General features: G+C 70.8%; 7 protein-coding genes and 1 pseudogene. 7 read left to right on the top strand and 1 reads right to left on the bottom strand.

Annotation, left to right across the window (positions count from 1 at the left end; all coding sequences use genetic code 11):
• From AC08OQ_RS11965 to AC08OQ_RS11955, 3 genes are all read left to right on the top strand, one after another.
• On the top strand, positions 1–558 hold a 558-nt coding region (locus tag AC08OQ_RS11965; protein ID WP_476612044.1), incomplete at its 5' end, for an ATP-binding cassette domain-containing protein.
• Complete coding sequence (locus AC08OQ_RS11960; RefSeq protein WP_476601988.1) at positions 555–824, top strand: hypothetical protein; 270 nt, start codon at positions 555–557, stop codon at positions 822–824. The genes AC08OQ_RS11965 and AC08OQ_RS11960, both read left to right, overlap by 4 nt.
• A gap of 6 nt (positions 825–830) precedes the next feature.
• The gene (locus AC08OQ_RS11955) at positions 831–2,330 is read left to right on the top strand and encodes an ABC transporter ATP-binding protein (RefSeq protein ID WP_476601990.1); all 1,500 of its coding nucleotides are present in this window, start codon (positions 831–833) and stop codon (positions 2,328–2,330) included.
• A 201-nt stretch (positions 2,331–2,531) separates the two neighbouring features.
• Here AC08OQ_RS11955 and AC08OQ_RS11950 read toward each other — a convergent pair.
• Positions 2,532–2,654, bottom strand: a pseudogene (locus AC08OQ_RS11950) (IS6 family transposase); the annotation flags it as partial.
• A gap of 438 nt (positions 2,655–3,092) precedes the next feature.
• Between AC08OQ_RS11950 and AC08OQ_RS11945 the strand changes: the two are divergent.
• The 4 genes from AC08OQ_RS11945 (at position 3,093) to AC08OQ_RS11930 (ending at position 11,659) form a co-directional block, all read left to right on the top strand.
• Positions 3,093–5,786: an AMP-binding protein gene (locus tag AC08OQ_RS11945; protein ID WP_476612043.1), complete on the top strand. Its 2,694-nt coding sequence runs from the start codon at positions 3,093–3,095 to the stop codon at positions 5,784–5,786.
• Between the two features lie 96 nt (positions 5,787–5,882).
• Entirely contained in the window at positions 5,883–7,085 is a 1,203-nt protein-coding gene (locus AC08OQ_RS11940) for an alpha-hydroxy acid oxidase (protein WP_476601903.1), read from the top strand.
• Between the two features lie 68 nt (positions 7,086–7,153).
• A complete protein-coding gene (locus AC08OQ_RS11935; protein ID WP_476601902.1) occupies positions 7,154–10,645 on the top strand; it encodes a DEAD/DEAH box helicase in 3,492 nt (1,163 codons plus the stop codon).
• 210 nt (positions 10,646–10,855) lie between these two features.
• A complete protein-coding gene (locus AC08OQ_RS11930) occupies positions 10,856–11,659 on the top strand; it encodes a neutral zinc metallopeptidase (protein WP_476601901.1) in 804 nt (267 codons plus the stop codon).
• The last annotated feature ends 153 nt before the right edge of the window (positions 11,660–11,812 follow it).

Raw genomic sequence — 11,812 nt, 5'->3', positions numbered from 1 at the left:
CGGAAGACAGAGCTAGGCGGAGCCGACCTGCGCGACATCGACCGGGACGACCTCTACCGCCACGTCGGATTCCTGCTGCAGGATGTCGTCCTGCTGCGTCGCTCGATCCGTGACAACATCGCCCTGGCCGTCCCGGATGCGTCCGAGGCGGCGGTACGCGCCGCCGCCCGCGCGGCCGCCGTCGGCGACCGCGTCCTCGCCCTGCCGCGCGGCTACGACTCGGTGGCCGGCGAGGACGCCCACCTCTCCGGCGGGGAGGCGCAGCGGGTCGCGATCGCCCGTACCCTGCTGGCCGGGACACCGATCGTGCTCCTCGACGAGGCCACCGCGTTCGCCGACCCCGACTCCGAGGCCGCGATCCAGGACGCACTGGCCGATCTGGCCGCCGGCCGGACCCTGCTCGTGATTGCGCACCGCCTGTACACGATCACCGAGGCCGACCAGATCCTGGTCCTCGACGACGGGCGCCTGATCGAGCACGGCCGGCACGACGAGCTACTCGCCGCCGACGGGCGCTACGCTCAGCTCTGGCGGGCCCAGCAGGGCGGCCGAGCATGACCGGCCACCTGCGCGGCCTCGTCCCGGCCAGCCAGCACCGGCCGCTGGCGCGGTACCTGGTGGCGGTGGCCGGCTACGCCGTCAGCGAGGGCGTCGCCTTCGGAGTACTCGTCCCGCTGCTGACCGCCCTGATCGACGGCCGTACGGCCACCGCGGTGTGGTGGCTGATCCCGCTCACGGCCGCGGCGGCGACCGGCTGGTTCGCCCACTACTACCTCGGGTCGCGGGCGTTGCGACTGTCCTCGGCCTGGCGGCGCGCCCTGTAGGCGCGCATCGGCGACAAGCTTCTGGCGTTGCCGTTGGGCTGGTTCGACGGGCCGGCGGCCGGGCAGATCCCACAACTAATCATCGGCGACGTCTCGCGGGTGGCCACCACCGTCTTCCTGGCCAAGGCCCTGATCGGCGCGGTCCTGACCCCGCTCACGATCGGGGCGTTCCTGCTCAGCTTCGACTGGCGGATCGGGCTCGCCGCGCTGCTGGCCGTCCCGGTCGTGCTCGCCGCGCTCTCGGTCGGTCGCCGCCTCACCGAACGCACCGAGGCGGCCAACCACGCCGCCACGGCCGAGGCCGGCAGCCGGCTGGTCGAGTTCGCCGGCGCCCAGCCGACGCTGCGGGCCACCGGTCACACCGCCGCTGGCCGGGCCGCGTTGGACGAGGCGCTGGCCGCCCAGCACCGCGCGGCGCGGCGCGAGATCGTCGGCTCCCTGCCGGGCGAATACCTCGGCGAGCTCGGTATCCAGCTGGCCTTCACGGCCCTGTTCCTCGCCGGCCTCGCGCTGACCACCCATCACGGCCTCAGCCCGACCCGGATGACCGCCCTCGTCGTCTTGGGCATCAGCCTGCTCCGCCCGCTCGACGCGCTGGTCGGGCTCAGCGCCGCGTTGCGCTCCGCCCAGGCCTCGGCCCAGCGGGTCGACGAGCTCCTGGCGGTCGAGCCGCTCCCGGAACCCACGACCGGCCGCCGGATCGGCCAGGCCGGGATCGAACTCACCGATGTCCGCTTCGCCTACCCCGCCGGTCCCGAGACGCAGGGCCCCGAGACGCAGGGTCCCGAAGTGCTGAGCGGGCTGACGCTGACGATCCCGGCCGGGCGAACCACCGCACTCGTCGGACCCTCCGGCGGGGGGAAAACCACCGTCACCAAGCTGATCGCCCGCTTCTACGACGTCGGCTCCGGTTCGGTGCGCGTCGGCGGCGTCGACGTCCGCGACCTCACCAGCGCCGAGCTGCTCAACCACATCGCGTTCGTGTTCCAGGACGTCTACCTGCTCGACGGCACCGTCGAGGACAACATCCGCTTCGGTAACCCGGACGCGACCCCGAAGCAGGTCCGCGACGCCGCCTACCGCGCCCGGGTGGACTCCATCGTCGCCCGGCTCCCGGACGGCTGGGCCAGTCGCGTCGGCGAGGGCGGACAGCTGCTGTCCGGCGGCGAACGCCAACGCGTCGCCATCGCCCGCGCGCTGTGTAAGGACGCGCCGATCGTGCTCCTCGACGAAGCCACAGCCTCCCTCGACACCGAGAACGAGACCGCCGTGCACGCCGCCCTGGCCGAGCTCGCCGCCGACCGCACCGTCCTGATCATCGCCCACCGGCTGGACACGATCGTCCGCGCCGACCAGATCGCCGTCCTCGACGGCGGCCGGGTCGTCGAGTGCGGTCGGCACGATGAGCTCCTGGCCCGAGACGGGCGGTACGCCGCATTCTGGCGCGAGCGCGAACGGGGCCGCGGCTGGCGGCTGCGGCGCGACGATCACGAACCCGCCGAGTAGCTGAGCCCGTGAGACGCGCTCGTGTCAGGCTCAGGGCGCAGGCTCAGTGCTCGTGGGAGACCACCTCGACGCGAGGCACGGCCTGCCCGCACGCAGCCGTCGCTGGTTGTGGCCGACGCACAATCCGCTTCCGTGGACAGCGAACTTGAGGTTCCCTGTCCATAGGGAAGGATTGTCATGGGCCGCTGGATTCACCGGTAGCTGGATCCACCGGTAGACAGTGACGTGATCGACGTCGATACCACGCCCGGTGAGCAGTTCCTCGATATCCCGAGAGGACAGGGCCAATCGCAAGTACCGCCGGAATCCTGTGAACTCTGGCACCGGCACCGACGGCGTGACGGCATACCGGTCGATCATTCCGGCCGCTTCCACCGGCCCCTGCCGCAACAGACCCGGCTCGGCCAATAGGGGGACGGAGCGGCGCTTCGGAGTCGAAATGAAATAACTTGCGCGTTTCGAACCCTCCACAGGCCTGTGACCTACGATGATGCTCTCGATCACGTATTTGTTACTTCATTACGTCCCCTTCGCGTCGAGCCGTATCGCGGGCTCCAGGTCCTTATGGCAACCATACCCTTACGTTAATGATTAATATGGACTGGGTGGTCGGTCGCAAAGCCGTTCGTGTTAGATATGAACGGATCTGAACGGACCGGAGCGCGGTCACGGCTCCAATACCAGTGCCCGCCCGGGAGGCGCCATGACAACACCGCCCGTCCCTAAGGCCACTGACCTGGCTGGCGCGAGGAAAGGCCTGGCATGAGGAAAAGCCAGGTCACCCAGGCGGTGCCGGTGCCGCCGCCGCTGCGTCCCGACGACCGGTTCGGAAACGTCGTCGACCGGATCCGCACCGTCGCCGCGGTCTGCCACGACGTCGTGGCGGTCCGCGACGAACACCGTGCCGTTACCTTCGCCCAGCTCGTCGCCTGGGTGGACGTCGTCGCCGACCGCATCCTTCGGGAGCCCGCCGCGGCCGACCCGGACACGCCCGTCGCGGTGCTGTTGCCCCACGGCGCGAGCGGGATCGCCGCCGTCTTGGGCGTTATCGCGAGCAGCCGGCCTTGCGCGCCCCTCGACAGGATGCATCCCACCGACCGTCTCGCTCAGGTCGTGGGACTGGCAGGGGCCTCGGTGTGCGTCACCGGACCGACTGGCTCCGCCGACCAGCGGACTGCCGCCGCGCTGCCGGGGATCGTGGAGACTATCGACGTCGGCGACGAGCGCGTCGCCGACTGGTCCCCGGCGCTGGCTGACCGGGTGGCGTCGACCGCGCCGCGCCGGGCCGATACCGATCCAGCTGTGCTCATCTTCACCTCCGGGTCGACCGGAGTACCGAAGGGTGTCGTGTGGCACCACCGCGCCCTGCTGGGCATCCACTACGCCATCCAGGCCCAGGACGTGATGCGGCTGGTTCCGGGCGACCGTCTGCCGCTCTTCCTGCCCTACTCCTTCATCTCGGGGATGAACCGGATGGTCGGTGGCCTGGTCTTTGGCACCACCCTCGAGATGTACGACCCTCGGGTCCGCGGCGTCCGCGACCTGGCCGACTGGCTGCGCACCACCCGGCCGGCCGGCATCGTGGCCACGCCGGCGCTGATCCGGACCGTGTTCGGCTGCCTTGAGCCGGACGAGGTGCTCGACGACCTCCGATTCGTCATGTCGGTCGGCGAGGCGATCTACGCCCGCGACGTCGAGTTGGCCCGCCACCACCTACCGCCGGCCGCGGCGTTCCTGGTCTCCTACGGAGCCTCGGAGCTCGGCACGGCGACCTGCGCCCCGATCTGGTCGGACGAGGACCTACCCGACGGCGTGATGCCGGCCGGGCGGCCGGTGGTCGACGTCGCGGTGAGGGTGGTCTCGCCGGATGGCATCGAGATGCCGCCCGGTGAGACGGGTGAGATCGTCGTGACGGGCCACTTCATCACGGGGGGCTACTGGCGGGCGGCGGCGGCGAGCGCATCGCGGTTCGGCATCGGGCCGGACGGCACACCCACCTACCGCACCGGAGACCTCGGGCGCATCGACGCCAGCGGCCAGCTCAGGGTTGTCGGCCGCACCGACGCGGCCGTGAAGATCCGCGGGTACCTCGTCGAGCCGATCGAAATCGAGTCCGCCCTGCGGGCGAGCTCAGATGTGCTCGAGGCCGTCGTCGTGGCCGACAGGACCACGCAGCGGGCCCGCCTGGTCGCCTACGTCGTCCCCGTGACCGGCGCCCGGGTCTCACCGGCCTCGATCAGGCGCCTGCTACGGGCCAAGCTGCCGTCCTACATGGTGCCGGCCACCGTCATGCTGGTCACCGCACTACCGAGGACCGACCGCAGCAAGGTCGACCGACTGAACCTGCCCCCCGCCGGTCCGAAACCCAATCAGGACCCGCCCCGCGACCAGTGGGAAGAGGCCGTCGCCGACGTGTGGGCCGCCGCCCTGCACCTCGACGACGTCGGTATCCACGACGACTTCGTCGAACTCGGCGGCGATTCCCTCATCGCCGAAGAGCTCCTCACCAGGGTCGCTGACGAACTCGGTGTCAAACTCCCCACCTCCACCGTCGCCGACGCCCCCACCGTCGCCGAGTTCACCGCCCACCTGCACAATACCGGCACCGACGTCCTACGCCACCCCACCGTCGTCCCGCTGCGCACCACCGGCAGCGGCCGGCCCCTCTTCTGCTTCTGCGGCGCCGGCGGCCTCGCCGTCGGCATGCTTGGCTTTGCCCGCCACTTCGACGGCGAACGCCCCGTCTACGGCATCCAAGCCCACGGCCTCGAATACCGCGGCCTCCCCGACTGGTCCATCCACGCCGCCGCCCGCCGCCACGCCCGCACCCTGCGCCTACTCCAACCCACCGGCCCCTACCACCTCGCCGGCCACTCCTTCGGCGGCCTCGTCGCCTTCGAAACCGCGAGGCTCCTCACCGAGGCCGACGAGCACGTCGAACTGCTCGTCCTCATCGACAGCTTCCTGCCCGACACGTCCTCCGGCGTCTTCGCGGGAGGAGTGCTGCCCTCTCAGCTTCCAGTTCCAGGGGGACCGGCCACGAGTTCGAATCCGGCCCCGGCCTTGGACCATGCGGGGGGATCGGCTATAGGCCCGGCGTGCGCGAGGGCTGCCGCACGGGTCCTGCTCGGCTGGGCCCGGCAGGCGGCCCAGCTCCCGTTGGCTGACGTCGTTCAGTTCAAGGGCATGAACCAGTACGACGTCTTCTACAACCAATCGCGGGTGCTCACGAGGTTCTACCGGCCCAAGCCCTGGAACGGGCGGGCGCTGGTCTACCTGGCGGCCGCCTCGCCGCCGCACCGTACGGAGGCCTGGCGCCCGCTGCTGACCGGCGAGGCGACCTACCGCACCGTGGGCGGCGACCACGACACCGTGCTGCGCGAACCCATCGTAAGCGAGATCGCGGCCGACATCCGGGCGGTCCTCGCCGGCCGCACCAGCTCCCGCAAGGCGTGAACGGCTGCCGCTTGCGTGCTTCCGGAGTGACTGACAATCCTGGCGACCGGGAGAACGCGATCCCGTGACCAGGCCGACAGCGAAAGGTCCGTGTTCGTGAGGGTGCAGGACGCAATCAATGTCGAGGACTTCCGGGAACTGGCGCGCCGCAGGCTTCCCCGGGCGGTTTTCGACGCCATGGAGGGCGGAGCCGGCGACGAGGTGTCGCTCAGGCGTAACCGCACGGCGTTCGACCGCATCGAGTTCCGCCCGCGGCCGCTCGCCGACGTCGCCACGCGAGACCTCTCGACGACCGTGTTCGGCGAGCGGCTGTCGATGCCGATCATGCTGGCGCCCACGGGTGCGGGCCGCCTCGCGCGATCGTCCGCGGAGATCGCTGTGGCGAGGGCCGCGGCGCGGGCGGACATCGTGTACATGCAGAGCACCGTGGCAGCCTTCCCCCTCGAGGATGTCGCCGCGCGCTCGACTGGCACGCTGTGGTACCAGCTCTACCTGCCCCCCAACCGCGCCGAGGTCGGGAACCTCGTCCGGCGGAGCGCGGCGGCGGGTTACCGGGCCCTGGCCATCACCATCGACACGCCGGTCCTGGGCAACCGTGAGCGCGACACCCGCAACAAGCTCATAAGTCGGCCGCCGCATCCCAAGATGCTGCTGCAGGGGGCCAGCAAGCTGGCGTGGGCGACCGATTTCATCCGCGGCAAATTCGACTTCATGGGCACATTCGAATTTATGCGCGGCCAATTCAGCGCCGGCCGTCCCGGCGACCCGTCCCGGCTGAGCCTCAACCAGACCCGAGCGGCAATCAAATCGTCGTCGGACTGCGTCACCTGGGAGGACGTCGAGCGGATCCGGTCGTTGTGGGAAGGCCCGTTGCTCCTCAAGGGCCTGATGCGCGGGGACGAGTGCGACCGGCTCGTCGAGCTGGGCGTCGACGGTGTCGTGGTCTCGAACCACGGCGGGCGGCAGCTGGACGGCGTCCCCGCGACCATCGATATCCTGCCGGAGGTGGTTGACGCGGCGGCGCGCAGGCTCACGGTGTTCCTCGACGGAGGTGTCCGGCGAGGCAACGACGTGGCCAAGGCGCTGGCCCTCCGCGCCGCGGGGGTCTTCGTGGGTCGGCCCTACCTGTACGGCCTCGCCGCGGGCGGCGAGGCCGGTGTCCTACGGATGATTGAGCTGCTGCGCGTGGCATTCGACCACGCGATGGCACTGCTCGGCGCCGCGACCGTGGCGGACCTCGACCGCGGCCTCGTCTCGGGCGCACGTATCCCCAGCACCCTCTCACCGTCGACGCGATAGGCCATGCCTGTCGACGGCCGAGTTGGGCCGCTTGGCGACCTTCCGTCACCGCCTGCTACCTTGGCGGCATGCTCTCCGTGTCGTGGCAGGGACCCGGCACCGTCGGTCTCCGGACAGCCGTCGGCGAACATTCGTATGCCAGAGGTGTGCACTACGCCCAGCAGAGCGCGGTCACGAGGATCGACTGGGACCCCGACGAGAACACCCTCCGGGGCCGGGTGCGTGGCAGCGGCGGCGAGGTCTACGCGACGAGCGCGCAGTTCTCGGGTGACGGTCCGTCCTCTTGGACGTTCCAGTACGGCTCGTGCACCTGCCCGGTGGGCGTCGACTGCAAGCACGTCGTGGCACTGGTGCTGACGGCCACGACAGGCGCGACGGCCACGGCGAACGCGGCAACGGGTGCGGCGGCGGCCCCCAGCCCATCGGCGCGGCGGTCCGGGTCCTCCCCGCGGTCTCAGCGGTCTCAGTCCTCCCCGCGGTCGGCTCAGCCGCGGTTGTCCCGGTCGGCTGCCTGGACCGAGGACCTGGGAGAGCTGCTGGGTGCCTCGCCCGCCGTCGGCGGCGGCCACGGCGGGCACGGCGGGGCCGCCGGGACGACGCCGTTGGCCGTCGAGCTGAGCTTCACGGCGGATCCGCCGGCCCACGGCGGCGGATCCGAGCTGGGCCTGCGGGTCACGGCCCGGCTGGTGCAGCCGGGCCGGAACGGCTGGGTCAACGCCATCGGGTGGGACGCCCTCAACGCGGCGTACCAGACCCGCGAGTACCAGCAGCCGCAGGTACGGCTGCTGCAGGAGTTCTTCGCCGTGTACCGGGCCCACGACGAGCGGTACGGGTACTCGTACTACTCCTCCTACTCTTCCGGCGGCGCGAAACGGCTCGATCTCTGCGCGTTCGAAAGCCGTCAGCTCTGGCCGATGCTCGACGAGGCCGAGGCGGTCGGCCTCCGGTTCGTGCACGCCCGCAAGAAGCTCGGCGACGTGAGCCGGTACGGTTCCGCGGAGCTGTGCCTGAACGTCACCCGGGACGAGAGCACGAAGTCGCTGGTCGTGACTCCCCTGCTCCGCCTCGGCGGGACGCCGACGGACGCCGCCGTGTTCTCGTTCATCGGCCGCGAGGGCCATGGCGTCGTGTACGTCGACCGGGCGGAGGTCCTGGCCTCCGACGACCATCGGGACTGGCACGTCCGGCTCGCGCGGCTCGCCCAGCCGGTGCCGCCGCGGCTGCAGCGGATGGCGGTCGGGAACCGGAGCCTGCGGGTGCCCCGCAGCGAGGAGTCCCGCTTCCGCACGGAGTTCTACCCGCGTCTGCGGCGCCTGGCCCCCGTCGTGTCCAGCGACGGCTCCTTCGAGCCGCCGGAGGTGCCGCCGCCAGCCCTGGTGCTGCACGCCTCCTACGGTGACGACCACGAGCTCGACCTCACCTGGGGATGGGCCTACGAGGTCGGCGGCGAGCGGATCCACGTGCCGCTGTACGCGACGGAGCCTGACGGCACCGAACCGCCCGGCACGATGCTGCCCGCCGCGGAACCGGACGGGTTGCGGGATCCGCGCCAGGAGCAGGACGCGTTGCGGGACGTGCTGGATCTGCCCTCCGGCACGGCCGCCCTGCTCGCCGGTGACCAGGGTTCCGGTCTGCGGCCACGGGTGCGGCTGCGCGGCGTCGACACGATGCGCGCGACGACGGAGCTGCTCCCGTTGCTGACGGACCGGCCCGGGGTGGCCGTCGAGGTCAGCGGTGACCCGGCGGCCTACCGGGAGGCCGGCGACTCGCTGCTCATCGGCCTGTCCACCGACGACGTGGTAGGCGAGACCGACTGGTTCGATCTCGGGGTCACCGTCACCGTGGAGGGCCGGCAAGTGCCGTTCACGGACGTCTTCCTGGCGCTGAGTCAGGGGCAGTCGCACCTGCTCCTCGCCGACGGCGCCTACTTCAGCCTGCAGAAGCCCGAGCTGCAGACGTTGCGGCGGCTGATCGAGGAGGCGCGGGCGCTACAGGACTCACCCGGCGGTCCGCTGCGGATCAGTCGGTTCCAGGTCGGGCTGTGGGAGGAGCTCGCCGGGCTCGGTGTGGTCGAGCGCCAGGCGCGGTCGTGGCGCCAGCAGGTGACGGGGCTGCTGGCGCTGGGGGCCGAGGGCCAGCTCGAACAGGAGCCGCCGGCGACGCTCGCGGCGACGTTGCGCTCCTACCAGCTCGACGGTTTCCGGTGGCTGGCGTTCCTGTGGAAGTACCGGCTGGGCGGGGTGCTCGCCGACGACATGGGCCTGGGAAAGACGCTGCAGACGCTGGCACTGGTCTGCCACGCCCGGCAGGCCGATCCCGAACTCGCGCCGTTCCTCGTCGTCGCGCCGACGAGCGTCGTGTCGAACTGGGCCGCGGAGGCGGCCCGGTTCGCGCCCGGGCTGCGAACGGTGGCGATCTCCGACACGCAGCGGCGCCGCGGCGAGGCCCTCGACGAGGCGGTGTCGGGCGCCGACCTGGTGATCACCTCGTACACGCTCTTCCGCCTCGAGCACGAGGAGTACGCAAGCCTGGCCTGGTCGGGTCTGATCCTCGACGAAGCCCAGATGATCAAGAATCATCAGTCGAAGGCCTACCGGTGCGCCCGGCTGCTGCCGGCGCCGTTCAAACTGGCCGTCACCGGGACCCCGATGGAGAACAACCTGATGGAGCTGTGGTCGCTGCTGTCGGTGACCGCACCCGGCCTGTTCCCGAACCCGACCCGCTTCCGCGACTACTACGTCCGGCCGGTCGAGAAGCAGAACGACGTCGAGCTGCTCGCCCAGCTCCGACGGCGGATCAGGCCGCTGATGACGCGCCGCACCAAGGAACAGGTCGCGCCCGAGCTCCCGCCGAAGCAGGAACAGGTCCTGGAGGTGGACCTGCACCCGCGGCACCGCAGGCTCTACCAGACCTACCTGCAACGGGAACGGCAGAAGGTGCTGGGCCTGGTCGACGACATGAACCGCAACCGCTTCACGATCCTGCGCTCGCTGACCCTGCTGCGCCAGCTCAGCCTGCACGCTGGCCTGGTGGACGACCACCACGGGGACCTGCCGTGCGCCAAGATCGACGCTCTGTTCGAGCAGCTCACCGACGTCGTCGACAGTGGTCACCGGGCCCTGGTCTTCAGCCAGTTCACCGGGTTTCTCGGCAAGGTACGCGAACGGTTGTCCGCCCTCGGTGTGGAGCACTGCTACCTCGACGGCCGGACCCGCGACCGGTCCACCGTGCTCGAACGGTTCAAGACGGGGTCGGCCCCGGTTTTTCTCGTCAGCCTGAAAGCCGGCGGGTTCGGCCTGAACCTGACCGAGGCGGACTACTGTTTCCTGCTCGATCCGTGGTGGAATCCCGCGACCGAGGAACAGGCGGTGGACCGGACGCACCGCATCGGGCAGTCCCGCAACGTCATGGTCTACCGCCTCGTCGCCCGGGACACGATCGAGGAGAAGGTGATGGCGATGAAGGACCGGAAGGCGCGGCTGTTCTCCAGCGTCATGGACGACGGTGACATGTTCAGCTCGACGCTCGACGCCGACGACATCCGCGAGCTGTTCGCCTGACGGCCCCCCGGACCGCCCCCTGCCTCGTGGCCGGCTGGCCTGACAGGCGCGGGCGGGTTCACCCGGTTCACCCGGTTCCACCGATGGGCGCCCATCGGGGCCTGCGGCCGGGCCATCGACCGGCGGTTAGGCGAGGTCAGGGCGTCGGCGCCTGTCAGGGTGACGACGTCGGGTTCCACGCACCGGGGCGGGCCTCTACGGTGATGCCTCGTGCGGGTCATCTGGGCGGCGTTGGCCGCGATCGTCGTGTCCGTCGGGGTATTGACCGGCTGCAACGGTTCCTCCGCGGCGGACGCGGCCGCGGAGGACACGGCCGCGGCTGGGACATCGGTGAGCACATCGGCGGTGCCGATCGCGGCCGCCGGGGAGTGCGGGGGCAGGGTGACCGACCTCGCCGGGGTCGAGAAACTCCTCTCCGAACCGGTCGGCTGCCCAGGCGGCACAAACAGTTTCTGGCACGGCGAGTTCGGCGACGCGTGGACACCGCCGCGGTTCGTCCCCTACCGGGACGGCCAGGTTCCGCAGGACGCCTGCGGCGCGCAGGTGGACGATCCCAAGCAGTTCGCGGGCAACGCACTGTACTGCCAGCTCGACGACACCGTCGCCTACAGCGTCGACTTCATGACGGAGCTGTTCCAGGCGGGTGGAGCGTCCTACCCGCTGTTTGTGATCATGCACGAGCTGGGTCATCGGGGCGCCCGGATCGGCGGGACGATCGGCGTGGTGTCGCGCGCGGAGGAGAACCAGGCCGACTGCTTCGCCGGCCGCCAGGCCAAGAGCGCGCACGACGCCAAGCGCATCGCGTTCACCGACGCGCTGCAGGGCGCGCTGCTGTTCTACAGCATCGGCGACACCCGCGACAGCGGCTGGTTCGACCAGGAGGTGGCCTCCGCCCCCGACGCCCACGGCACCCCCCGTCAACGCGCCCAGGCCTTCTCCTTCGGCTACCTGCGCGACAGCGACACCTGCCACCGGCTCGGCCAGTCCGAGAGCGGAAGCGTGCCGCTGTTCTGACCCAGCTACGCCTGTCCCGTGCCGGGTTTGATAGAGGCAGTCAAACCAGGAGGAAGTGGACGATATGGGCGTGCCGAGGAAGTACCCCGATGAGCTGCGGGAACGGGCGATCCGGCTGGTGCTGGGGGTCAGGGCCGAGGCGGGGACGGGCGC

The organism is Frankia sp. CcCS3, assembly GCF_977927575.1.
The sequence above is the reverse complement of the archived record's forward strand: the minus strand, read 5'-3'. Positions and strand labels throughout refer to the sequence as shown.

Excerpts from the sequence above, each read along its gene's own strand:
- AC08OQ_RS11960 (WP_476601988.1), top strand. The coding sequence starts at position 555 with ATGACCGGCCACCTGCGCGGCCTCGTCCCGGCCAGCCAGCACCGGCCG.
- AC08OQ_RS11945 (WP_476612043.1), top strand. The coding sequence starts at position 3,093 with ATGAGGAAAAGCCAGGTCACCCAGGCGGTGCCGGTGCCGCCGCCGCTG.
- AC08OQ_RS11935 (WP_476601902.1), top strand. The coding sequence starts at position 7,154 with ATGCTCTCCGTGTCGTGGCAGGGACCCGGCACCGTCGGTCTCCGGACA.